At 70.3% G+C, this 22213-nt stretch carries 22 protein-coding genes, 1 tRNA gene and 5 pseudogenes; 16 read left to right on the top strand and 12 right to left on the bottom strand.

From position 1 onward, the window contains the following. Positions 1-27 precede the first annotated feature (27 nt). Entirely contained in the window at positions 28-810 is a 783-nt protein-coding gene (locus MTP03_RS01695; protein ID WP_248490295.1) for a DNA polymerase beta superfamily protein, read from the top strand. 62 nt (positions 811-872) lie between these two features. On the opposite strand, the gene MTP03_RS01690 is transcribed toward MTP03_RS01695, so the two are convergent. Together MTP03_RS01690 and MTP03_RS01685 are read right to left on the bottom strand one after the other, a co-directional pair. Then, positions 873-1352 carry an SRPBCC domain-containing protein gene (locus tag MTP03_RS01690; protein ID WP_068523557.1) on the bottom strand — a complete coding sequence of 160 codons (480 nt, stop codon included), beginning with the start codon at positions 1350-1352 and terminating at the stop codon, positions 873-875. A gap of 7 nt (positions 1353-1359) precedes the next feature. After that, positions 1360-1701, bottom strand: a pseudogene (locus MTP03_RS01685) (ArsR/SmtB family transcription factor); the annotation flags it as partial. 156 nt (positions 1702-1857) lie between these two features. Between MTP03_RS01685 and MTP03_RS01680 the strand changes: the two are divergent. Genes MTP03_RS01680 through MTP03_RS01665 form a run of 4 tightly spaced genes read left to right on the top strand, consistent with a single transcriptional unit; the run spans position 1858 to position 5738 of the window. Continuing rightward, positions 1858-2754: a metal-dependent hydrolase gene (locus MTP03_RS01680; RefSeq protein ID WP_248490294.1), complete on the top strand. Its 897-nt coding sequence runs from the start codon at positions 1858-1860 to the stop codon at positions 2752-2754. Further along, positions 2751-3926, top strand: coding sequence for a PDR/VanB family oxidoreductase (locus MTP03_RS01675; RefSeq protein ID WP_248490293.1), 1176 nt, complete (start codon positions 2751-2753; stop codon positions 3924-3926). The genes MTP03_RS01680 and MTP03_RS01675 overlap by 4 nt, the downstream gene beginning before the upstream one ends. A 10-nt stretch (positions 3927-3936) precedes the next feature. Then, the gene (locus tag MTP03_RS01670; protein WP_248490292.1) at positions 3937-4833 is read left to right on the top strand and encodes an alpha/beta fold hydrolase; all 897 of its coding nucleotides are present in this window, start codon (positions 3937-3939) and stop codon (positions 4831-4833) included. Next, positions 4830-5738: an alpha/beta fold hydrolase gene (locus tag MTP03_RS01665; RefSeq protein ID WP_248490291.1), complete on the top strand. Its 909-nt coding sequence runs from the start codon at positions 4830-4832 to the stop codon at positions 5736-5738. The genes MTP03_RS01670 and MTP03_RS01665 overlap by 4 nt, the downstream gene beginning before the upstream one ends. Positions 5739-5865: 127 nt before the next feature. Here the strand turns inward: MTP03_RS01665 and MTP03_RS01660 are convergent, their stop codons facing one another. Beyond that, positions 5866-6699 (bottom strand): squalene/phytoene synthase family protein, encoded by an 834-nt coding sequence (locus MTP03_RS01660; RefSeq protein ID WP_248490290.1) that lies wholly within the window; start codon positions 6697-6699, stop codon positions 5866-5868. Positions 6700-6747: 48 nt separating this feature from the next. Here MTP03_RS01660 and MTP03_RS01655 point away from each other — a divergent pair, with 48 nt between their 5' ends. Next, on the top strand, positions 6748-7641 hold the full coding sequence (locus MTP03_RS01655) for an exodeoxyribonuclease III (protein WP_248490289.1): 894 nt from the start codon (positions 6748-6750) through the stop codon (positions 7639-7641). Positions 7642-7645: 4 nt separating this feature from the next. On the opposite strand, the pseudogene MTP03_RS01650 reads toward MTP03_RS01655, so the two are convergent. From MTP03_RS01650 to MTP03_RS01640, 3 genes and pseudogenes are all read right to left on the bottom strand, one after another. Then, positions 7646-8140: pseudogene (locus MTP03_RS01650) on the bottom strand (FBP domain-containing protein). Positions 8141-8407: 267 nt separating this feature from the next. Further along, on the bottom strand, positions 8408-8845 hold the full coding sequence (locus MTP03_RS01645; RefSeq protein ID WP_248490288.1) for a vancomycin high temperature exclusion protein: 438 nt from the start codon (positions 8843-8845) through the stop codon (positions 8408-8410). After that, the gene (locus tag MTP03_RS01640; RefSeq protein WP_248490286.1) at positions 8842-8982 is read right to left on the bottom strand and encodes a hypothetical protein; all 141 of its coding nucleotides are present in this window, start codon (positions 8980-8982) and stop codon (positions 8842-8844) included. The genes MTP03_RS01645 and MTP03_RS01640 overlap by 4 nt, the downstream gene beginning before the upstream one ends. A 190-nt stretch (positions 8983-9172) precedes the next feature. Between MTP03_RS01640 and MTP03_RS01635 the strand changes: the two are divergent. Beyond that, positions 9173-12553 (top strand): annotated as a pseudogene (locus MTP03_RS01635) ((Fe-S)-binding protein). 45 nt (positions 12554-12598) lie between these two features. Next, on the top strand, positions 12599-13354 hold the full coding sequence (locus tag MTP03_RS01630; RefSeq protein WP_371820848.1) for a hypothetical protein: 756 nt from the start codon (positions 12599-12601) through the stop codon (positions 13352-13354). An 81-nt stretch (positions 13355-13435) separates the two neighbouring features. Here the strand turns inward: MTP03_RS01630 and MTP03_RS01625 are convergent, their stop codons facing one another. Further along, positions 13436-13768: a hypothetical protein gene (locus MTP03_RS01625; RefSeq protein ID WP_248492354.1), complete on the bottom strand. Its 333-nt coding sequence runs from the start codon at positions 13766-13768 to the stop codon at positions 13436-13438. 134 nt (positions 13769-13902) lie between these two features. Then, positions 13903-14028 (bottom strand): annotated as a pseudogene (locus MTP03_RS23235) (TetR family transcriptional regulator); the annotation flags it as partial. A 98-nt stretch (positions 14029-14126) separates the two neighbouring features. Here MTP03_RS23235 and MTP03_RS01620 point away from each other — a divergent pair. From MTP03_RS01620 to MTP03_RS01605, 4 genes and pseudogenes are all read left to right on the top strand, one after another. Further along, positions 14127-15140 (top strand): SNG1 family protein, encoded by a 1014-nt coding sequence (locus MTP03_RS01620; RefSeq protein ID WP_248490285.1) that lies wholly within the window; start codon positions 14127-14129, stop codon positions 15138-15140. Positions 15141-15143: 3 nt separating this feature from the next. Next, positions 15144-16399 (top strand): annotated as a pseudogene (locus tag MTP03_RS01615) (pyridoxal phosphate-dependent aminotransferase). 9 nt (positions 16400-16408) lie between these two features. Beyond that, positions 16409-16924, top strand: a complete 516-nt coding sequence (locus MTP03_RS01610) for a hypothetical protein (RefSeq protein ID WP_248490284.1) — start codon at positions 16409-16411, stop codon at positions 16922-16924. Further along, complete coding sequence (locus MTP03_RS01605; RefSeq protein WP_248490283.1) at positions 16924-18126, top strand: YibE/F family protein; 1203 nt, start codon at positions 16924-16926, stop codon at positions 18124-18126. Before MTP03_RS01610 ends, MTP03_RS01605 begins: the two co-directional genes overlap by 1 nt. A gap of 61 nt (positions 18127-18187) precedes the next feature. Here the strand turns inward: MTP03_RS01605 and dcd are convergent, their stop codons facing one another. Beyond that, positions 18188-18754, bottom strand: a complete 567-nt coding sequence (dcd, locus tag MTP03_RS01600; RefSeq protein ID WP_248490282.1) for a dCTP deaminase — start codon at positions 18752-18754, stop codon at positions 18188-18190. Positions 18755-18834: 80 nt separating this feature from the next. On the opposite strand from dcd, the gene MTP03_RS01595 reads away from it, so the two are divergent. Next, positions 18835-19422 (top strand): hypothetical protein, encoded by a 588-nt coding sequence (locus tag MTP03_RS01595; RefSeq protein ID WP_248490281.1) that lies wholly within the window; start codon positions 18835-18837, stop codon positions 19420-19422. Between the two features lie 75 nt (positions 19423-19497). Continuing rightward, positions 19498-19571 (top strand) — tRNA-Gly (locus MTP03_RS01590). 140 nt (positions 19572-19711) lie between these two features. On the opposite strand, the gene MTP03_RS01585 is transcribed toward MTP03_RS01590, so the two are convergent. Continuing rightward, entirely contained in the window at positions 19712-20095 is a 384-nt protein-coding gene (locus tag MTP03_RS01585) for a hypothetical protein (protein WP_248490280.1), read from the bottom strand. 91 nt (positions 20096-20186) lie between these two features. Further along, positions 20187-20552 (bottom strand): PLD nuclease N-terminal domain-containing protein, encoded by a 366-nt coding sequence (locus MTP03_RS01580; protein WP_248490279.1) that lies wholly within the window; start codon positions 20550-20552, stop codon positions 20187-20189. Between the two features lie 211 nt (positions 20553-20763). On the opposite strand from MTP03_RS01580, the gene MTP03_RS01575 reads away from it, so the two are divergent. Beyond that, on the top strand, positions 20764-20937 hold the full coding sequence (locus tag MTP03_RS01575; protein ID WP_248490278.1) for a hypothetical protein: 174 nt from the start codon (positions 20764-20766) through the stop codon (positions 20935-20937). Further along, positions 20934-21710, top strand: a complete 777-nt coding sequence (locus MTP03_RS01570) for an S-methyl-5'-thioadenosine phosphorylase (RefSeq protein ID WP_248490277.1) — start codon at positions 20934-20936, stop codon at positions 21708-21710. Before MTP03_RS01575 ends, MTP03_RS01570 begins: the two co-directional genes overlap by 4 nt. Here the strand turns inward: MTP03_RS01570 and MTP03_RS01565 are convergent, their stop codons facing one another. Beyond that, entirely contained in the window at positions 21711-22202 is a 492-nt protein-coding gene (locus MTP03_RS01565) for an SRPBCC family protein (protein ID WP_248490276.1), read from the bottom strand. Positions 22203-22213: the final 11 nt, after the last annotated feature.

The following is a 22213-nucleotide window of genomic DNA, read 5'->3' as shown; positions in this document are numbered from 1 at the left end:
GGCGGGGCGCGCTTACCGTCGTCGACCATGACTGATCGGCAGAACGTCGAGTACGGCGACCGCGACACGGCAGTGCGAGGCGAGATCCTCCGCACCGTCGTGGGTTCCGGCGTGCACGGCATCGCGATCGCGGGCACCGACGACCACGACGAGCTCGGCGTCTACCTCGAGCCCCCGGAGTACCTGCTCGGCGTGGAACCGCGTCGCGAGGACTACATCTGGCGGACGCAGCCCGAGGGCGTCCGCAGCGGCCCCGGCGACACCGACCTCGTGATGTACGGCCTCCGCAAGTACCTCCGGCTCGCCGTCAAGGGGAACCCCACGGTGCTACTGCCCCTGTACGCGCCGCAGGAATCCGTGATCACCATGACCGACCTGGGACGGTCGCTGCGGGCCATGCGATCGGCATTCCTGTCGCGGCGGGCCGTGGAACGGTTCCTCGGCTACATGCACTCGCAGCACGAGCGCATGATGGGCCGCGCGAGCGGCGTGCCGAACCGGCCGGAACTGGTCAGCCGCTACGGCTGGGACGTGAAGTACGGCAGCCACGCGCTGCGACTCGCGTACCAGGGGCACGAGATCGCCGCGCGCGGCACGCTGACGCTGCCGATGCCGGAGGCCGAGCGCGAGCACGTACTTGCCGTCAAGCGCGGCGAGATCCCCCGCGACGACGTCTCCGAGGAGATCGCGCGCCTGGAGGCCGCGGTCCGGGTGCTGCTGGACGGCGACTGCACGCTTCCCGAGCGCGCCGACGTGGAGCGGATCGAGTCCTGGGCCGTCGCCGCACAGCGCACGTTCTGGGGATGGTGACGCCTCCGAGATCGACGTGCGGTGGATAGTGCCCGCTGAGTGGGCACTATCCACCGCACCGCTCACAGCAGGGCGTCGATCTGGTTCATCGCCTGGGTCATGCCCTCCTCCATACCCATCTCGAGGACCTGCTCGAGCTGCTCGAGCGATCGGTGAGTGGCGGTGAGGGTCATGTGGGTGACGTCGCCGTCGGGCGTGATGACGACCGTGGTCGTGGAGTGGTCCTCGGGGTCGACGGGCTCGCCGTCCTCGCCCGCGAAGCCGTCGCGGAAGGTGAAGGTCGACGGGGCGTCGGTGGACACCGTCGAGAACCAGCCGCCGGCCCTGGTGCCGTCCGGGCCGGTCATGTAGTAGCGGGACTCGCCGCCGGGCCGCAGCTCGTGGCGGACGAAGGTGGCGGGCCATCCGGGCGGGCCCCACCACTTCTCCAGCAGCCGGGGGTCCTCCCACAGCTGCCAGACGCGCTCCGGGGAGGCGGCGAACTCGGCCTCGAGGGTGAAGGTGAGCGCCTCGCGATCGGCGCCGGTGGTGAGCACGGGCATGACGGATCTCCTCAATCGGTCGGGGGGCGAGCAGCGCGTCCATGCGCGCCACGCGTCCCCGCCACAGGTCCTCGTAGCTGCGCAGCAGGCGGGTGCCGCGCGCGATGGTCTCGACGTCCGGGCCGACCAGGACCTCACGGCCCCGGCGGGTCTTGACGACCAGGCCGGCCTTCTCCAGCACCGCCACGTGTTTCTGCACCGCCGCGAAGCTCATCTCGTAGCCTCGGGCGAGCTCCGAGACGGAGCACTCCCTCCCGATCACCCGGACGACTATGTCGCGCCGGGTGCGATCCGCGAGGGCGTGGAAGAGGCGGTCCGCCTCCTCCGGTGCCAATTCATCTACAACCATCAAGTTGTAGATTACGCGCGATCGCCGCTCGCGACAACGAGTTCTGCACGCATGCAGGAAAGTGATAGATTCCGGCGTGGTCGCTCTCACTTGTGCTGGCGCCCGATGGACACGAGGGTGTTGAATGTAAAGACGCCCACGGAAGGAGTCGCAACGATGAGTTCGCGCGCCAAGGCTCAGGAGCACGAGCCCGCCGAAGTCGAGATCCACGCCCGGAACGTGGAGTTCGACTGGGAGAACGTCCCGCTCGAATGGATCCCCGGTGAGCCCGTGGCCAGCGACATCATCAGCAGCATCCTGCATTCCGTGCTCCCCGAGGGAGAGCGCTGGTTCTGCGAGGTTTACACCGAGGCGCTGCCGTACGTGAAGGACGAGAACCTCGCCCGCACGATGCGCGGGTTCATCGGCCAGGAGGCCATGCACGCCGAGTCCCACGACCGCGCGCTGTCCGAGTACCTGCAGCGCTGCGGCATCGACACCGCACCCGTCGCGCGACAGTTCGAGTACATCTTCCGCAAGATCCTCGCGCCGCGGACCTACCGTTCCGACCGCGCCCAGTACAACGACATGGTGCAGCGGCTCTGGCTCATCGCCGCAGTCGAGCACTACACCGCGATCCTCGGGGTCTTCGCCCTGAACAACGCGTGGGACGAGTACAACGTCGACCCGACGATGGCCGACATCTGCCGCTGGCACGGGGCCGAAGAGGTGGAGCACCGGTCCGTCGCGCACGACGTGGCGAACTACTTCGACCCCAGCTACTTCCATCGCTGCCGCGCGATGATCGTGGGCATCGTCTTCCTCGTCCTCGCGCTGCACCGCACATCGGGCTACATGCTCCGCAAGGACCCGAACTTCAGCTACTCGTACCCGCGCCTGTGGTGGGAGTACCTCAAGGGCTCGCACAAGGACATCCTTCCGAAGCTGCGTGATGTCGTGAAGTTCACGCTCATCTACTTCAAGCCGAAGTTCGATCCCGCATCGATCGGTTCGACCGCGCAGGCCGTGTCGTACCTCGCCACGTCCCCGGCAGCGCGAGCGGCGAACGGATGAACCAGCCCCAGCCCGGCGCGGATCAGCCCCCGTCCCCGTCGTCGAAGCGCACGTCGCAGTCGGTCTTCCGTCCGTGGGGAGAGCCGGTCACCGAGATCCCGCCGCACCTGTACGGCAGGTGGAAGCGCGATCCGCTGCTGCGCTTCGCCAACGCCTTCTTCGGCGTGACCATCCCGGCGTTCGCGCACCTGATGAAGCCGCGGCACCTCGCCGAGCCCAGCACCAGCCGCGAACTGCGGGTGGTCTCCCGCGAGATCGTCGCGCACGACAAGGACGTCGTCGCACTGACTTTCGTGTCCGCCGACGACACCCCGCTCCCCCGGTGGACGCCCGGCGCCCACCTCGACCTGCTGCTGCCCTCGGGTCGCATGCGCGAGTACTCCCTGTGCGGCGACCCGGCGGACTCCGACACCTACCGGATCGCGGTGCGCCGCATACCGAACGGCGGCGGCGGTTCCGTCGAGGTGCACGAGACGCTGCACGTCGGCGCGACGGTGACCGTCAAGGGCCCCCGCAACGGCATGCCCATGGCGGTTCCGGGCCACGGCTCGTCCGCGGAGCACCTGCGCTTCGTCGCCGGCGGCATCGGCATCACGCCGATCCTGCCGATGATGATCGCGGCGGAACGCCTCGGCCTGGACTGGTCGATGCTGTACACCGGCCGCTCCACCGACACCATCCCGTTCATCGCCGAGGTGGCGAAGTTCGGCGACAAGGTGCAGATCCGCACCGATGACGAGCACGGCATCCCCACCGCCGAGACGCTGATCGGCGACGCGGCGGGCCCGACCGCGCTGTACGCCTGCGGGCCGATCCCCATGCTCGAGGCGCTGCGCGTGGGCCTGATCGGCCGCACCGACGTCGAGCTTCACTACGAGCGCTTCTCCGCTCCGCCCGTGGTCGACGGCAAGCCGTTCACCGCCACGCTGGCCCAGTCCGGCCAGACCCTGGACGTGGCCGCCGACGAGACGCTGCTGGCCGCGATCCTCAAGGCCAAGCCGGACGCCCCGTACTCGTGCAAGCAGGGCTTCTGCGGCACCTGCCGAATGACGGTGACCGAGGGCACCGTCGACCACCGGGACAAGACCCTGACGCCCTTCGAGCGGGAGCAGGGTCAGATGCTGACCTGCGTCTCGCGCGCAGCGGGCGACCATCTCACCATCGATCTGTAAGGCGCACACCATGACCGATCAGCACCGCTTCGACGTGACCACGTCCGACGGACTCACCCTGGCGGGCTTCCGCTACGGCAACCACGACGCGGCGCGCCCGACGGTGCTCGCGATCCACGGCTACCCCGACAACCACCACGTGTGGGACGGCGTCGCCGCGGCCCTCGATGGTCGCGCGAACGTCTACACCTACGACGTGCGGGGCGCGGGCGAGTCGGAGGCTCCGGCGGGCAAGGCCGGCTACCGGTTCGACCGCCTCATCTCCGACATCTCGCGGGTCATCGACGCGGTGCGCGAGGTGAGCGGCGATCGCTCGAAGGTGCACCTCATCGGCCACGACTGGGGCTCGATCCAGGGCTGGCACGCCGTCGTCGATCCCGCGGTCGCGGACAAGACCGCCTCGTACACCTCGGTGTCCGGCCCGAACCTGAACCACGCGGGCGAGTACCTACAGAGCGTCCGCAGCGCGAAGGACGTCCCCGCGCGTCTGCGCCAGGCGGCGGGCTCGACGTACATCCCGTTCTTCCTCGTTCCAGGACTGGCCGATTCGCTGTACAAGCGCGGCTGGGGCCAGAAGCTGATCGAGACGCTGGAGAAGCGCGGCACCGGCGGCAAGGTCGCCGAGGGCTACACGCGCAGCGACCGCGACTTCACCAACGGCCTGAACCTCTACCGGGCCAACATGCCCGCGCCGTTCCTCAAGCCGGCGGACGCCACCACCTCGGTGCCCGTGCAGGTGATCACGCCCGAGGGCGACCTGTTCGTGACGCCGCCGCTGCAGCTCGCCGGCCTGGAGAAATCGCCGAAGTCGCGGCACGTCTCGGTGCCCGGCGGGCACTGGGTGGTGGCGCAGAACCCCGGCCCGCTGGCCGAGGCGACCTTCGAGTGGGTCGAGGCGAACCGGTGACCCGCAGCATCCCCGTCCGCGGCCGCTGGGTGCGGGTCCGCGAGTCGGGCGACGCCTCGCTACCCACTCTGCTTCTGCTGCACGGCATCACACGCAGCCTGGAGGACTGGGACCCGACCTTCGAGGCGCTCGGCGCCGGGAACGGAGCGAGCGGGCCGGATCAACACCGTGGCGAGTACCGGCTCATCGCGCCCGACCTCGCCGGGTACGGCTGGTCGGCCCCGCATCCTGACGGTGCCGGCCTCGCGGCTCTCGCCGACGGCGTGGCGGAAACGCTCGCGGCGCTGGACGTCTCGGGTCCGGTGCACGTGGCGGGCAATTCACTGGGCGGCGCGGTGACCATGACGCTGCTGGCCCGGCATCCGGAGCTGGTCGCATCGATGACGCTCGTGGACCCCGCCGGCTTCGGCAAGGAGGTCACGCCGCTGCTGCGCCTGCTCGGAGTTCCGTTGCTGGGCAAGCTGATCGCGACGACGCCGAGCCGTCCGGGTGCGATCATCCAGGAGCGGCTGATCTTCGCCGACAAGTCCTACGCCACCCGTGCCCGCATCGACCACGCGATGGCGATCGCCCGCGAGACCGAGGCCGGGCTCACCGCGTGGAAGACGGCCGATGCGCTCGGTTCCGTGCTGGGCGGCGTGCGTCAGGATTGGCGCGACGAGCTGCACCGGACCATCGCGCAGACGCCGCGGCCCACGATGGTGCTGTGGGGTGACCGCGACAAGGTGCTTCCGCCCGCGCACCTGGACGCCGCGCGGAGGCTGATCCCCCACGCCGAGACGCACCTGATTCCGGGCGTCGGCCACATGCCGCAGCTCGAGTGCAGCCGCGAGTTCGTCGCGCTGCTCACCGCGTTCCTGCAGCGGAATCCCGTCGCCGAGTTGCCGCGGGCCGCGTCGCAGTAGCCGGGGCACGGCCGGGGCCCGGCCGCCCGACCCCACCGCCCCCGCGTTACTTAACAGCGTTAGCTCAGGCCTTGTCCTGGGGAAACGCCTGCATCCGGTGCTTGCTACCCGCGGGTAACGATCGCTTTCAGGCCGACCCGCGCGCCGCCGGGCGCGCCAGGGAACGGGCGAGCACCGTCGCCTTGCGCGTCGCAGGGACGCGGACGCGACCGGACCGCGCACCGTCGAGCCCGGCTGCGCGCAGCCGACTGATCAACTCGGCGTAGAGGTCGGCCGCCACGAAGACACCGCGTCGCACGTCGCGCGGGAGCGAGGCGATCGCGGCGCGGCCGGCGGCGAGGTCGGCGGAGGCGTCGTCAAGTGCTGCGTCGAAGGCGCGCTGCGTGAGCTCGGGCAGGTAGGCGCGGCCGAGGCGGATCTCGTCGTCGGTGAGGTCGCGCAGGAAGTTGACCTTCTGGAAGGCCGCGCCCAACCGGGCCGCGCCGGGCGCCAACCGTTCGTAGTCCGACGGCGCCTCCCCCACCAGGTAGGCGCGCAGGCACATCAGCCCGACGACCTCCGCTGATCCGTGGATGTACTGCGCGAGCGAGGCTTCCGTGTGCGGGGCGGGCGTCACGTCGGAGCGCATCGACGAGAAGAAGGGCCGGGTGAGCTCGGTTCCGAACCCCGTGACCCGGGCGGCGTGCGCGAAGGAGTGCACCACGAGATCCGTGCTGAAACCCTCGACGATCGCACGCTCCACCGCCTGCTCGAGCGCATCGAGGTGGGCGCGCGGATCGGATGGGCAGGCACCGTCGACCACTTCGTCCGCGACGCGCACCAGCCCGTAAATCGACGTGATGTGCCCGCGCACGCGCGGCGGCATCAGGCGGGCGGCGAGGGAGAACGACGTGGAGTACTCACGGATCACCACCGCCGACGCCGCCACCGCGGCGTGCAGGTATCGCTCGCTCGAATCCATGACACCCAGTGTCCCCGAGGTGTCGGACCGCCCCGATACGGTGGGTCCATGCGCGTCGCCACCTGGAATGTGAACTCGGTCAAGCAGCGGCACGGCCGCCTGCTCGAATGGCTCGACTCCCGCACGCCCGACGTGGTGTGCCTGCAGGAGCTCAAGATGACCGACGATGCCTTCGCCACCCTGATCGGCCCGGATCTCACCGAGCGCGGCTACGAGTTCGCCACAGCGGGCCAGCCGCAGTGGAACGGGTCGGCAGTGCTGTCGAAGGTGGGCCTGGCGGACGTCGTCGTGGGCATCCCCGGCGCACCGGAGTACGAGGGCATCGTCGAGGGCCGGGCCATCTCGGCGGTCTGCGGCGCCGGGCTGACGGCCCCCGACGATCCCGGCATCCGTGTGCACTCCCTGTACACCCCGAACGGTCGCGAGATCGACTCCGACCACTACGAGTACAAGCTGCAGTGGCTCGCGAAGCTGCGCGATCAGGTCGAGGCCGACAACGTTCCCCAGCTCGTCTGCGGAGACATGAACATCGCGCCGACGGACGAGGACGTCTTCGACCCGGCGGCCTTCGTCGGGCACACCCACGTGACCGCGCCCGAGCGAGAGGCGATCGCCGCCCTCGAAGCGCTCGGCCTGCGCGACGTGGTGCGCGAGCACTGGCCGCACGAGCAGGTGTTCTCCTACTGGGACTACCGCGCCGGAATGTTCAACAAGAACCTCGGCATGCGGATCGACCTCATCCTGGCCAGCGGCACCGTCGCCGACCGCACCGCCGCGACGTGGATCGACCGGCAGGCACGCAAGGGCAAGGGACCGTCGGACCACGCCCCCGTCATCCTCGATCTGGACACCGCGCCCGACGGTGACGTGGGGCCGATGGTGCCGCCGCCCTCCGCCGGTCGGGTCTCCCCGAAGGGCGCGAAGCTCCCCCAGGCGAAGTAGACGATCAGCCCTCGGTGCTGAGCACCTCGGCCACGAACCCGGTGACCCTGCGCCGGAGGTCCGCCAGGTTCTGCTCGCGGATCGCCTCGGTATCGGTCCCCTTGTGGAAGGCCGGCGGCAGCTTGCGGGCGTTCGCGGCGCAACTGAAGTCCTCGCAGATCAGTACGCCTATCGTGTCGCCCTTGCGGCCGGCCGCGCCGCCCCGCCGCACGGTGTAGAGCACCGCCTGACTGGTGATGTTCACGTCGCGGCACCACGTGCACATGGCCTTGGCCCTCGGCTTGGCATCGGCCTAGGTGAGCAGGATGCTCACGAGACCGACCTCGGCGGGCACCGAGACGTACGCACGCCGCGGGATCTTCCTATCGCGCCAGCCGAGGAACTCGAGCTTCGCGAAATCGATGTCATCGAAGTCCTGCGGGAACGTGACCCGCTTGACCTCACTCTTGGTGGCGCCGCGGAACGCGTCGATGATCTGCTGCTGGGAAACGGGATCCATGATCGAACCGTCTTTCAAGAAGCCCTCGGCGATACGCGCGAGGGTGGAGGTGTGTGGGCAGCGCTACGCAGCCGGTCCGGCGGATCGGCTGCGGGGCGTGATCATCTGCCGTGGCGCAGGGCGCCGGACACTCCTCCTCGGTTCATGCGCCCCACCCTACGCCGACCGCCCGTGAAAGTTCGACAGCATTACTCCGCGGCGACCTGCAGCGACTCCGAACCGATTGCGGATCGCCGGTGACCTCGAAGAACGACCGCCCCGTCGCGATCAGCTGCGGCGGGCGATGTCCAGCGCGGCTTTGGGGCGGGAGAGCAAGTATTCGCGGGCGAGGTTGCGGATCCAGGCGCGCCGGGTGCAGCCGCACTCGGCGCGGACGGCGTCCGCGTCGAGGCCGAGGTGCCGGGCGAGGGCGGCGGCCCGTCGGGCATGGAAGAACTGCGAGACGAGCAGGACGCGCCCCAGCCCGAACTCGTCGCGCGCCCGCCGGCAGGCGAGATAGGTGTCGAGACCGGCACCGTCGGTGAGGAGATCCCCGGCGGGGACGCCCCGCGCGCGCAGCCACGCCGTCATCACGGCGATCTCGTCGCCGGAGGTGCCGCCGGCGTTGCCGGAGACCAGGATCTTCTCGACCTTTCCCAGCCGCAGGAGCTGCAGCGACGCCACGAGCCGTCCCTCGACGAACGAGCCCGGCCGGCCGCCCTTCACCGACGCGCCGAACGCGATCGCGACGGGGCCTGCGGGGCGTCGCGCGGCACGTAGAGCGGCCCGGCGCCCGTGATGCCGCTCACCACGGATCGCAGTCGCGCCGTGGGATTCACGCGCGAACGCAGTCCCGAAGTCATGAGGACACCTTACCGAGCAGGAGTTAGGTGAACCTTCACGCAGGACCACATATATCCGCGTTCTACGGTTATGCCAGACGCAGTGGTTTCGCATCCATGTTACTGACGAGTAACATGGATGCCAGCCAGCCCGCGAGGCAGAAAGGTGCACGACGTGGACCAGACGTATTTGGCCGCCGCCGAGTCCGACATCACCCCGCTGAACATCGCCCTCGGCACGATCGGCGCCATCGCCTTCGTCGTCGCGTGGGGGATCTTCTTCCGCGGCGCACTCCGCATGGTGCGGATCATCGCCCAGGGCCAGTCCGCCAAGGACCGCTGGCTCCCCTTCATCCCGCGTGCCGCGGAGGTCGTGGTCGAGTTCCTCGCCCACACCAAGATGATCAAGAACCGCACGGTGGGCATCGCCCACTGGTTCGTGATGGTCGGCTTCCTGCTGGGCATGGTGCTGTGGTTCGAGGCCCTGCCGCAGACGTTCGACCCGCACTTCCACTGGCCGGTCATCGGCTCGTCGCCGATCTACCACTTGGTGGACGAGATCCTGGGCATCGCCACCTTCGTGGGCATCCTGGTGCTGATCGTGATCCGCCAGGTCAAGCACCCGCGCAACCCCGCGCTGTTCTCCCGCTTCGCCGGCAGCAAGTTCCTGCCCGCGTACACGATCGAGGCCATCGTCTTCTTCGAGGGCCTCGGCATGATCATGGTCAAGGCGGGCAAGATCGCCATGACCGGCGAGTCCGACCCCGTGACCGACTTCTTCACCCGGCACGTCGCCGAGCTGCTCCCCAACAGCCCGACGATGGTCACCGTCTTCGCCTTCATCAAGCTCATGTCGGGCGTCATGTTCCTGATACTGGTCGGCAGCAACCTCACCTGGGGCGTCGCGTGGCACCGCTTCTCCGCCTTCTTCAACATCTACTTCAAGCGCGAGCTGGGCAGCCGCCGCGCACTGGGCGCCGCCAAGGAGATGGTCTCCAACGGCAAGGTCCTGACCATGGAGAACACCGACCCCGACGTCGACAACCTCGGCGCCGGCAAGATCGAGGACTTCTCCTGGAAGGGCTGGCTGGACTTCACCACCTGCACCGAGTGCGGCCGCTGCCAGAGCCAGTGCCCCGCGTGGAACACCGGTAAGCCGCTGAGCCCGAAGCTGCTCATCATGGGTCTGCGCGATCACGGCTACGCCAAGGCGCCGTACCTGCTGGCCGGCGGACGCACCGACACCGCGGGCGAGCAGATCGGCCTGGTGAACAAGGACGGCACCGTCGACGAGGCCGCGCTGGAGAAGATCCCGGCCGAGGCCCGCGCTGAGGCCGAGCGCGCGCTCGTCGGCCCGGCCGGCGAAGACGGTGCCCTGGGCGGCGTCATCGACCCGGAGGTCCTGTGGTCCTGCACCACCTGCGGTGCGTGCGTCGAGCAGTGCCCCGTCGACATCGAGCACGTCGACCACATCGTGGACATGCGCCGGTACCAGGTGCTCATCGAGTCGGAGTTCCCGCACGAGCTGGCCGGCCTGTTCAAGAACCTCGAGAACAAGGGCAACCCCTGGGGCCAGAGCTCCAGCCAGCGCACCGCCTGGATCGACGAGATGGACATCGACATCCCCGTCTACGGCCAGGACGTCGAGTCGTTCGACGGCTTCGAGTACCTCTTCTGGGTCGGCTGCGCCGGCGCCTTCGAGGACCGCGCCAAGAAGACCACCAAGGCCGTTGCCGAGCTTCTCGACGTGGCCGCCGTGAACTTCCTGGTCCTGGGCCGGGCGAGACCTGCACCGGTGACTCCGCCCGCCGCGCGGGCAACGAGTTCTTGTTCCAGATGCTCGCGCAGCAGAACATCGAGCAGCTCGACGAGGTCTTCGACGGCCTCCCCGAGAAGCAGCGCAAGATCGTCGTGACCTGCGCCCACTGCTTCAACGCGCTCGGCAACGAGTACCCGCAGGTGGGTGGCAAGTACGAGGTGGTCCACCACACCCAGCTGCTGAACAAGCTGGTCCGCGAGAAGCGTCTGGTGCCCGTCGCGCCCCCGAGCGAGGACGTGACCTACCACGATCCCTGCTACCTGGGCCGCCACAACCAGGTGTACGAGGCCCCGCGCGAACTGATCGGCGCCTCGGGCGCCACGCTCAAGGAGATGCCGCGGCACCTCGAGCGGTCCATGTGCTGCGGCGCCGGCGGCGCGCGCATGTGGATGGAGGAGCAGCTCGGCAAGCGGATCAACATCGACCGCGTGGACGAGGCCCTGAACACACTCTCGTCGACGCCCGAGGCCACGCCGAAGAAGATCGCCACCGGCTGCCCGTTCTGCCGCGTGATGCTCTCCGACGGCGTGACCGCGCAGACCGCCGAGACGCCGGAGCAGGCGCCCGAGGTCGTCGACGTCGCGCAGATGCTGCTCGAGTCCGTCAAGCGGGGCCTGCCCGAGGGGATCGTTCTCGGCAACCCCAACCGCAAGGTGTCCGACGGTGCCGCCGCCCTCGCCGAGTCCCCTGCCGAGGCGCCCCCGGCGCAGGCGGCCCCGCAGCTGCAGCGGCTCCGGCCGCTCCGGCGGAGAAGAAGGACGCGAAGCCCACCGTGGGTCTCGGACTCGCCGGGGGCGGCAAGCGCCCGGGCGGGCCGAAGAAGCCCGGCGGCGCCAAGCCCGCCGCCGCTCCCGCTCCCACCGCCGACGCCGCTCCGGCCGAGGCACCGTCGACGCCCGCGGCCCCGCGAAGCCCGCGGTCGGCCTGGGCATGGCCGGTGGGGCGAAGCGCCCGGGCGCGAAGAAGCCCGGCGCGCCCAAGCCCGCAGCGGCCGCTCCGGCAGCCGCACCTGCGGCGGAGGCACCCGCGTCCGAGGCACCGTCCGCTCCCGCGGCCCCCGCGAAGCCCGCGGTCGGCCTGGGGATCGCCGGCGGAGCGAAGCGCCCGGGCGCGAAGAAGCCCGGCGCGCCCAAGCCCGCAGCGGCCGCTCCGGCAGCCGCACCTGCGGCGGAGGCACCCGCGGCGGAGGCGGCGGCCGCTCCGGCAGCCGAGTCCGCGCCTGCCGAGGACCGCACACTGAAGGCTGCCGGCGAGTCCAAGTCGGCCGGATTCGGCATCGCCGCGGGCGCCAAGCGACCCGGCGCCAAGAAGCCCGGCGCACCCAAGGCCGCTCCCGCTGCCGCAGCACCTGCCGCGCCGGCGGCGACCGCACCTGCTGCACCGGCGGCCGAGGCGGCCCCTGCGGCGCCCGCCGCTCCCGCTGAGGACCGCACGCTCAAGACCGCGGGCGAGTCGAAGTCGGCCGGGTTCGGCATCGCCGCGGGTGCGAAGCGCCCCGGCGCGAAGAAGCCGGGTGCGCCGAAACCAGCAGCTGTGACTGATTCGGCCGCCGCGCCGACTGAGACTCCCGTCACACCGGCACCGTCGGCGCCCGCGGAGCCCGCGGCGCAGCCGGAGTCGGACGGGAAGGCACCGTCGGCGCCGGAGACCCCGGCTGACCAGCCCAAGGCGACCACGGGCGGCAGCGACCGCACGCTGGCCACCGAGGGCGAGTCGAAGGCGAAGGGCTTCGGGATCGCTGCGGGGGCCAAGCGCCCCGGCGGCCGGAAGTGATCGGATCAAGTCGATCGACTATCGCTCTTAGGGCAGGATGTACGAGTGCCTGAGTACGTGAGCTACGAGGAGTTCGGTCGGCGGTTCTTCGAGATCGCCGTGAACGAGGAGCGCGTCGGCTCCGCGTTCGCCGACATCGCCGGCGGCGACTTCACCGTGGGCCCGATCCCGTCGGGCCCCGGTGGGGTCGCGAAGGTGTGGGCGCAGGTCGAGATCGACGAGCCGCAGCTCACCCGGCAGGTGGGCGAGCTCATCACGTTCACCGTGAAGATCCCGCTGCGCATCGGCCTGCTGATCGACCTCAAGGTCGACCGGATCCGCTACGACGTGGCCGGACTCATCACCCTGCCGCTCACCGTGCGCGCGGCCGCCCCGCTGGAGCTGCGCATCGAGGTTGACCCGCCCAAGCCCAAGGACGTGTGGGTCGACGTGGAGTCGCGGACCATCCGCGGGTCGATCGTGCGCGTCGTGGCCAGCGTGGATTCGGAGATCCGCCGGTTCATCGCGCAGTACGTGGCCGAGGAGATCGACAAGCCCGAGGTCAAGAAGGCGCGCATCATCAACGTCTCCGAGGAGCTGGGGCGCGCGTTCCACAACCTCGGCGACGACGAGGATCCGCAGGCACCCGATGCGTCGGCCGTCCCGGCGGTGGCACCGGCGGCCGTCGAGCCCGCCCCCGCAGCCGTACAGCCCACCGAGCCGGTTCCTCCACTCCGGCCCGGCGAAACGATCGAGGTCGTGGAGGCCGAGGTCGAGGTCGAGGTCGGGAACGCCGAGAAGCCCGCGCGCGACCTCGACTAGCGCCCGGGTCGATCCGCGGCTGTAGGACCCTACGAAGCCAGATCCGGGTTCTCGTGCCCGCTGGGCCGCGGATTCACCCGGCTAGCTCCGGGCCGGGTGCGCGTCCGCGTCGACGATGCCCTGGATCACCGGAGCGTACGACGCGATCAGCTCGTCGACCGACACCTCCGTGAACGCGGGTGCGCGGACCAGGTAGCGCATGAACGCCAGCCCGAGGACGGTGCTCGCGAGAACACGGGCGGACTCCTTCGGGATGCCGGTCACGGACATCACGGTCGGGATCATCTCGCTGCTGACGAATTCACCAAGGGTGCTGTGGTTCCCGACCGTGTCGACCGCCGCGGCCCGCAGCGCGGCGCGCACGCCGGCGCCCGCCTCAGGACTCTCCCAGGCGCGGAACGCCCCGCGTAACAGCCGCTCCCCCAGGTTCTCCCGCGGCCCCTGTACGGCCTCGAGAATGAACTTGCGCGGGTCCAGGGCAACTCCATGGCCGCCCGCAACAACCCCGCCTTGTTCTCGTAGTAGTACGACACCAGCGCCACGTCCACGTTCGCGCGGGCGGCGATGGCGCGGATGGTCGCCCGGTCGAATCCGACCTCGGCGAACAGCTCGCGCGCCGCCTCGAGGATGTCCGCCTTGGCGGTGCTGGCGCCCGCGCGCCGTCCGGTCGTCATGTCGAGAAGCCTAGCGTATTTCAACATCTGTTGACATAGCTCCGGGGCCGGACGTACGGTCTGATTCAACAAACGTTGAAATACCTACGGAGGCTCCCATGAGCACGTCCCACACGAAGCTCGCGGCGGTGTTCGCCGGGCTCGCCATCGCCATCCCTCTGATCGTGCTGCTGTTCACCGGGCCGGCGTCCCACGGGAAGCCGCACGACCTGCCGATCGGCGTGGTCGGCCCGCAGGCCGCGGCGGCGCAGGTTCAACAGCGGCTCGACGCGCAGCAGCCCGGCGGGTTCGCGGTACGCGCGTTCGCCACCGAATCGGAGCTGGTGCAGGCCGCGAAGGACCGCGAGGTCTACGGCGGCATCGTGCCCGGCGCCCAGCCCAAGGCCGTCGTCGCGAGCGGCGCCTCACCCGCCGTCGCGCCGATGATCACCCAGCTGGCAACCGGCGTCGCCCAGGGCGCGCCGGTGCAGACGGTCGACGTCGCGCCGCTCTCCGCCGACGACCCGCGCGGCGCCGGCTTCGGCTCCATCGTGATGCCCGTGTTCCTCTCCGGCATGGTGCTGGCGCTCGCCACCGTGATGATCGGCGGCCACCCGAGGATCGTGGCCGTGGCCCTGCCCGTGGGCGCGGCCGTGGTCGGCGCCGCCGCGGTGGGCGCCGCGATGTGGGTCGGCGTGCTGCCCGGCGGGTTCTGGGGCCAGTGGCTCGCCATGAGCGCCGGCATGCTCGCGATCGGCGCCACGGTGGCAGGCCTGGTGTCGATCGCCGGACCCAAGGGCATCGCGCCTGCGGCGCTGCTGTTCATGCTGGTCGGCATGCCGCTCGCCGGGATCGGCGCCCCGCCGGAATTCCTGCCGCACGTCTGGGCGGTCCTGGGACAGAGCCTGCCGATCGGCGCCACGGGCACGGCCCTGCGCAGCGCGGCCTTCTTCGCCGACGGTGCCGTGATCGGCTCCGGCGCGGGCGCGGCGTTCGCCGTGCTGGGCGCGTGGATCGCGGTGGGCTACGCGCTGCTCGTGGTCGGCGCCGCCCGGCACCGGGCCGAGGGGGCGGCACCGTCGGGCAACGGCGAGGTGAGCGAAAAGGATTTGCCGCAACCTGCGACGATATAGCCCATGAGCCGACCGCACGTGCCCCACATCCGCACCGAACTCAAGCCGCTCGAGCAGTCCGCCAAGCTGCAGAACGTGCTGTACGAGATCCGCGGACCCGTGGTGGCGCAGGCGGCGCGGCTGGAGGCGCAGGGGCACCGCATCCTCAAGCTGAACATCGGCAATCCGGCGACCTTCGGGTTCGAGGCGCCGGATTCGATCGTCCGCGACATGATCCACGCGCTGCCCACTTCGCAGGGGTACAGCGAGTCGCAGGGCATCGCCCCGCGCGACGGGCGGTGGTGACCCGCTACGAGGAGATCCCGGACTTCCCCTACTTCGACATCGGCGACGTGTACCTGGGCAACGGCGTCTCCGAGCTGATCACGATGACGATGCAGGCGCTGCTCGACAACGGCGACGAGGTGCTCATCCCCGCGCCGGACTACCCGCTGTGGACGGCCATGACGTCGCTCGCCGGCGGCACCGCGGTGCACTACCTGTGCGACGAGGACAACGATTGGAACCCGTCGGTCGAGGACATCGAGTCGAAGATCACACCGCGCACCAAGGCGATCGTGGTGATCAACCCGAACAACCCGACGGGCGCGGTGTATTCGCGCGAGACGCTGCAGCAGATCGTTGAGGTGGCGCGCAAGCACTCGCTGCTGGTGCTGGCCGACGAGATCTACGACCGGATCCTCTACGACGACGCGCAGCACATCTCCATCGCCGAGCTCGCCCCCGACCTGCTCGTGATGACCTTCAACGGCCTGTCGAAGGCGTACCGCGTGTGCGGGTACCGCGCGGGCTGGGCCGTCCTGACCGGGCCCAAGGAGCACGCGTCCGGATTCATCGAGGGGCTGACCCTGCTCTCGTCGACGCGCCTGTGCCCGAATGTGCCTGCGCAGCACGCGATCCAGGTGGCGCTCGGCGGGTACCAGTCCATCAACGACCTGATCCTGCCCGGCGGGCGGCTGCTGGAGCAACGCGACGTGGCCTACGAGAAGCTCAACGCGATCCACGGCGTGAGCTGCGTCAAGCCGGAGGGCGCCCTGTACGCGTTCCCCAGGCTGGATCCCGAGGTGCACGAGATCCACGACGACGAGCAGCTGGCGCTGGACCTGCTCAACCAGGAGAAGATCCTCATGGTGCAGGGCACGGGCTTCAACTGGCCCACGCCCGATCACCTCCGCGTGGTGACCCTGCCGTGGGCCCGTGATCTGTCCGAGGCGCTCGAGCGGTTCGGCAACTTCCTGAGTTCGTACAAGCAGAAGTAGGGTGGCGGCGTGACAGCCGACCACGATCACCACGACGCCGACCCGGCCACCCACGTGCACAGCCACTCACTGAGCAACATCTCGCTCGGCAAGTGGGCGTCGCGCGTGGTGATCGGCCTGCTCGCGATCATCGGGGTGGCGGTCGTGGCCGGCGTCGTGCTGCTCTGGCCGTCGCAGTTGCGCGTCAGCGTGCCCGGCGGCCCGCAGACGCCGAGCCTGTCCAACGGCACCGTCGCCGAGCAGATGATCGGCGACTGCGACTTCACGCCCAACGGGAACGGTCAGGTCAGCGAAACACAGCCCCATCCGGTCCTCAATCCCGACGGTGGCTGCCTGAACAGTTCGGTGCGCATCACCAGCGGCCAGGACTCGGGCAAGTGGACGATGTTCTCGATCGGCACGCAGCGGATGAACGTCTCCGCGGTGCCCGGCCAGACGCCGTCCAACCGGACCGGCGTGGACCTGTCGCGGCCGGCGACCCCGGCACCGGCCAGCCCGACCTGTCGCCCGGCACCAAGATCCTGATGAGTTTCAACGGCGGCGGCGTGGCCGGCTCGCCCGCGAACTACGCGTTCTACGACTACGCCCGCGGTATGTCGCTGTGGGTGTGGGGGCTGGTGTTCGCGGCGGTCGTGATCGCCGTGGCGCAGTGGCGGGGCCTGCGGGCACTGCTGGGGCTCGCACTGTCCGGGGTGGTGATCGTGCTGTTCGCGCTGCCCTCGATCCTGGACGGCAACTCGGCGGTGTGGGTGGCGCTCGTGGCGTCGGCGGTGATCCTGTACGTGGTGCTGTACCTCGCGCACGGCGTCTCCCTGCGTACCTCGGCCGCGCTGCTCGGCACCCTGTGTTCCCTCGCAGTGTGCGGGGTCCTCGCGTGGCTGGCCACGATCACCACCCAGGTCACCGGTCTCAGTAGTGAAGACGCGACCAACCTGCAGGCCTACGCCTCCACGGTCTCCACCTCGGGCGTGCTGTTGGCCGGATTCGTGATCGGCGCGCTCGGCGTGCTCAACGACGTGACCATCACGCAGGCCTCCGCCACCTTCGAGCTGGCGAAGCTGTCGCCCAAGTCGTCCCGGCGGCGCACGTTCCTCTCGGCCATGCGCGTGGGCCGCGACCACATCGCGTCGACCGTCTACACGCTGGTGTTCGCATACGTGGGGACCGCGCTGCCGCTACTGCTGCTGTTCTCGATCGCCGGGCGGCCGCTGGGCCAGGTGCTCACGTCCGATTCCGTGGCCATCGAGTTGGTCCGCGCCTTCGTCGGCGGCATCGGGCTCGCGCTGTCGGTCCCGCTGACCACCGCGATCGCCACGCTGCTCGCCAAGCCGAAGCGGGCCGCCGTCAGCGCCGAGGCCGCCGCGCGGTACTCGCAGAGCCACCCCGACACCGACCCCTCCGAGATCCGGGTGCGGGAGCGCCACGCGGCGGCCCGGACGGCGGCCACGACCGCCGCCCCGGCGCAGTCCCGAGCCGCCGCGCCACCGCCTGCGCAGTCGCCGGTCGCCCCGCCGACCGGGCAGTCGCCGGCCGCCCCGCCGACCGGGCAGTTCCCCGTCGCGGCCCGGGAGCCGCAGCCGGGCCGGCGACGCCTGCCGGACGAGCCGATCCCCGCGTCCCCGCGGCAGCAGCCCCGCCCGCCGGCACCACCCCAGCCCCGCCCGCCGGCGCGGCCGGATCCGTCGGCCGACCGGCCACGACGCGGCCGGCACTCCGCGCCGGACTGAGCGACGACAGAACCGCGGTCGGTTGCCCGCGCTATTCGTGAGTCGACGTTTCGGCGAGGCGCTACTGCTGGAAGTTCAGGTACGCCTTCGAGGGCGTCGGGCCGCGCTGGCCCTGGTACTTCGAGCCGACGGCCGAGCTGCCGTAGGGGTTCTCGGCCGGACTGGTGAGCCGGAACAGGCACAGCTGGCCGATCTTCATCCCCGGCCACAGCGTGATCGGCAGGTTCGCCACGTTCGACAGCTCCAACGTGATGTGGCCGGAGAAGCCGGGGTCGATGAACCCCGCCGTCGAGTGCGTGAGCAGGCCGAGGCGGCCCAGCGAGGACTTTCCCTCGAGGCGGCCGGCCAGATCGTCGGGCAGGCTACACACCTCGAGCGTGGAGCCGAGCACGAACTCGCCCGGGTGCAGCACGAAGGGCTCCCCCTCGGCCGGCTCCACCAGCGTCGTCAGCTCGTCCTGCTGCTGCTTCGGATCGATATGTGTGTAGCGGGTGTTGTTGAACACGCGGAACAGCCCGTCCAGCCGCACATCCACGCTGGACGGCTGCACCATCTGCGGTTCGAAGGGGTCGATCCCCAGGCGGCCGGATTCCACATGGGCGCGAATGTCGCGATCGGAGAGCAGCACGGGTTCAGCGTAGGGCAGGCCGCGCGTGGCGCGAGCGTTGCCACGGGTAACGATCCCGGTCCGCGCGCCGACCACAGAGCATGAAGCCCGCACTGATCGTGCTCCCCGCCGCCCTCGCGCTCGCCCTCTCGGCATGCGGTTCCGGGTCCGACGGTCCGCCGACCGTCACCGTCACGGCGCCGGTCACGGCGTCCGGGACGACGGAGTCGGTGCCCGCGACTGCCCCGGGCACCGTCGCTCCCCTGAGTTCGGCGTCCCCGCAGTCCCCGATCGTGGCGGACCAGGCCGGTCAGTACCGGCCGAGCAACGGGCACGGGGTCTACTTCTTCACGCCGAGCCGCAACATCGCCTGCGGCCTCGATTCCGGAACGGTGGGCTGTCAGGTCTTCACGACCACCGTTGTCCCGCCCGGCGCGGACTGCGACCACGGCTCGATGCCGCGCGATCAATTGTCGAAGGGGTACGTCTCCGTGAACGGCGGTGTCTTCGAGCCGTCGTGCTTCAACCAGGGTGTGTTCTTCATGGTGATCCCCGGGCAGAAGACCCTGCAGTACGGGCACAGCGTGACTGCGGGAGGCATGACGTGCGTCTCCGAAACGCGCGGCGTGACCTGCCGACGCGGCGAGCACGGCTTCTTCGTATCCGTCCAGAGTTTCGAGCAGTGGTGACGGCCCGTCGGCCCCGACGGTGCCCGTGCTAGTGTTGCCGGTACACGCGACGCCGTCGATGACGGTGCCACGACTGCCGATGTAGTTCAATGGTAGAACTCCTGCTTCCCAAGCAGGTAGCGCGGGTTCGATTCCCGTCATCGGCTCCACGCTTCGCACCACCGATGCGATCCCTCCTGGAACCGGATCCCGGGTGGACCGCGACCCGCCCCACCACCCAGCCGATCGCCGGCGATCACCAGGGTCGGGAGCACAGCCACCGCGGCGAGCCCGAACAGCACCGTGGTCGTCAGGCGCGCGGACTCCGGCCCGGCGCGCACTGCGAGCGCGATCGCGCCGCAGCGGCGGTGATGATCGGCGCGAGGATCACCCCGGCGTCGAGGACCCCGAGGCCGAAGGCCGCCATCAGGCGCGGCTTCGACTGCCGCCAGGCCAATCCCAGCGGGGTCCGCACTCCCGCGAGGTGCCGGACCGCGACGACGGACCCGATCGCCGTCACAACGATGCTGACCAGCAGCCAGACGATCGTCACCAGGAACGTGCCCGCGGGGTACAGGCCGAGGGTCACGACGACCTGCAGGCTTTCCAGGTCGACCGACGGAGTCCAGCGCGGATCCGGGATGAGAGGCAGCCGCGCGAGCACCCCGAGCCCCGCGATCGTGCTGATGAGCACGGCCGCGACCCCAGTGTGGAGCCGAGGTTCGCCCGGAGCACCGCGAGGGAGGTGAGGTGGGTGCCGCCCAGCCCGCGCGGTGCGGTGCCGTTCAGTCCTCGCCCTCGGGCGAGTCCGCAGGATTGCGCGCGTCGAGTCCCTTGGCACGGCGACGCTGCTCCTCGGCGCGCGCCCGGCACTGCCGCAGGAACTCGTCATCGTCGTCCGGATACTGGGCCAGGTGCCTGCCCGGGCGCTCGTATTCGGGGAACCCCGTGGTGCGCGACGGTACGCTGCTGGTCGCCCCGACCGGCCGGCCCACCAGGAACCAGATGAGCGAGCCCGCCAGCGGGACCAGGATGACGATGATCAGCCACCCCACTTTGGGCAGGTGTCGGATGCGGTACTCATCCGAGACGATGACGTCGATCAGCGCCGCCACCCACAGCAGCATCACAACCAGACCGAGATACGGCATCTCAACCCCCACGATCACGTAAACGGATAGCTGATGCTACCGCGAAACTGACACCTGATTCCACCTATTGTGTCGGGGTGAGCGACATGAGCTGGCCGGCGGCCCGGTACCTCGGCAAGGGCGCGGTGCGCGGGCACCTCGAACTGACCCCGACCCACCTGAAGTTCCGCCCCGCGGGGTCGCCGCCCGGGTACAGGGCACCCCGTTTGCGGTGCAGCTCAAGCACATCGCGGGTGCCGGCGTCACCGAGGTGACCGGCGGGATCCTGCGGCGCAGCCGCGAGCGGCTGTGCGTGACCCTCGGCGACGGCTCCGAGCACTTCTTCGGCGTCCCGCGCCCGGACGAGGTCGCCGCCGCCGTCCGCGGACGACTGGCGGCGCGATGATCGGAGTGATCGGCGGGACCGGACTGTACCGGTTCCTGCCGGGCGGCGAGGAGCGCACCGTCGACACGCCGTACGGGCCGACGAGCGCCCCGATCACCGTGGGCCACGTCGCCGGGCGCGAGGTGGCCTTCCTCCCCCGGCACGGTCTGCGGCACGAGTACTCCCCACACACCGTGCCCTACCGCGCGAACCTGTGGGCGCTGCGGCGGATCGGGGCGCGGAAGGTGCTCGCGCCGTGCGCGGTCGGCAGCCTCGACGGTGCCCTCGGCCCCGGTTCCATCGTGGTGCCGGACCAGCTCGTGGACCGGACGTCGGGACGGACGTCGACGTTCTTCGACGCCGGCGGCGTGCACGTGAGTTTCGCCGATCCCTATTGCCCGACACTGCGTGCGTCGGCGGCCCCGGGCGCCGACCGCGACGCCGGGACGATGGTGGTGATCGAGGGGCCGCGGTTCTCCACCCGCGCCGAAAGCCGTTGGTACGCAGCGCAGGGCTGGGACCTGGTGAACATGACCGGCCTACCCGAGGCGACCCTGGCCCGCGAGCTCAAACTCTGCTATGCGTCGATCGCCCTGGTCACCGACCTGGATGCGGGGATCGAGGCCGGTGAGGGCGTGCACACGGCGGACGTGCTGGCACAGTTCCGCGCGAACCTCCCGCGCCTGATCGACGCGCTGACGGCCACCATCACCGCCACCGACCCTGCCGCGCAGTGCGACTGCGCGGCAGGCGATCACGATCTGCCCGAGGGGCTGGAGCCGGTCCGGGCCTGACTACGCGGAGCCGAGGTACCGCTCGGTGTCGCGCTGGAGCCACTTCACGATGAGGCCGGCGGGGAAGCCGCTGAGACCGATCACGCGGTCGCCGCCGATCGGCTCGATCAGCAACGTCCACGTGAAGACCGAACCGCCCTCGGTGTGCGCCTCCACGCGGTACTTCTCCGCGAGCCGCGCTAGCCCCGGCGCGGTGGCGGACTGCACGTAGAAGGCCTTCTCGCACAGCGTCTCCGACTCCTCCCAGGAGTAGAAGAGCTCGTCGGCGCTGACGCCGGGGCCGAGGTGCACCCGGCGGGTGGAGCCGGCGGCGAAGGGCCGCGGGCTGGTCCACTCGATCTTGCGGATCCCCTTGCACCAGTGCAGCGGACGGTCCGAGGTCAGCTCACCCCACACCCAGGAGACCGGGCGCGCGGAGCGCACCGAGAACTCGTACACGCCGGGACGACCGGCCTGCAGTTCGGCGGGAAGGACGGGCTTGAGAGCGGGCATGTCGGGCTCCT

It is taken from the genome of Tsukamurella sp. PLM1, from assembly GCF_023168325.1.
In the GTDB taxonomy this organism is placed as follows: domain Bacteria; phylum Actinomycetota; class Actinomycetes; order Mycobacteriales; family Mycobacteriaceae; genus Tsukamurella.
The sequence above is the reverse complement of the archived record's forward strand: the minus strand, read 5'-3'. Positions and strand labels throughout refer to the sequence as shown.

Excerpts from the sequence above, each read along its gene's own strand:
- MTP03_RS01570 (WP_248490277.1), top strand. The coding sequence starts at position 20,934 with ATGATCGGAGTGATCGGCGGGACCGGACTGTACCGGTTCCTGCCGGGC.
- MTP03_RS01580 (WP_248490279.1), bottom strand. The coding sequence starts at position 20,552 with ATGCCGTATCTCGGTCTGGTTGTGATGCTGCTGTGGGTGGCGGCGCTG.
- MTP03_RS01620 (WP_248490285.1), top strand. The coding sequence starts at position 14,127 with ATGAGCACGTCCCACACGAAGCTCGCGGCGGTGTTCGCCGGGCTCGCC.
- MTP03_RS01595 (WP_248490281.1), top strand. The coding sequence starts at position 18,835 with ATGAAGCCCGCACTGATCGTGCTCCCCGCCGCCCTCGCGCTCGCCCTC.
- MTP03_RS01680 (WP_248490294.1), top strand. The coding sequence starts at position 1,858 with ATGAGTTCGCGCGCCAAGGCTCAGGAGCACGAGCCCGCCGAAGTCGAG.
- MTP03_RS01670 (WP_248490292.1), top strand. The coding sequence starts at position 3,937 with ATGACCGATCAGCACCGCTTCGACGTGACCACGTCCGACGGACTCACC.
- MTP03_RS01605 (WP_248490283.1), top strand. The coding sequence starts at position 16,924 with ATGAGTTTCAACGGCGGCGGCGTGGCCGGCTCGCCCGCGAACTACGCG.
- MTP03_RS01695 (WP_248490295.1), top strand. The coding sequence starts at position 28 with ATGACTGATCGGCAGAACGTCGAGTACGGCGACCGCGACACGGCAGTG.
- MTP03_RS01640 (WP_248490286.1), bottom strand. The coding sequence starts at position 8,982 with ATGACTTCGGGACTGCGTTCGCGCGTGAATCCCACGGCGCGACTGCGA.
- MTP03_RS01565 (WP_248490276.1), bottom strand. The coding sequence starts at position 22,202 with ATGCCCGCTCTCAAGCCCGTCCTTCCCGCCGAACTGCAGGCCGGTCGT.
- MTP03_RS01660 (WP_248490290.1), bottom strand. The coding sequence starts at position 6,699 with ATGGATTCGAGCGAGCGATACCTGCACGCCGCGGTGGCGGCGTCGGCG.
- MTP03_RS01675 (WP_248490293.1), top strand. The coding sequence starts at position 2,751 with ATGAACCAGCCCCAGCCCGGCGCGGATCAGCCCCCGTCCCCGTCGTCG.
- MTP03_RS01655 (WP_248490289.1), top strand. The coding sequence starts at position 6,748 with ATGCGCGTCGCCACCTGGAATGTGAACTCGGTCAAGCAGCGGCACGGC.
- MTP03_RS01690 (WP_068523557.1), bottom strand. The coding sequence starts at position 1,352 with ATGCCCGTGCTCACCACCGGCGCCGATCGCGAGGCGCTCACCTTCACC.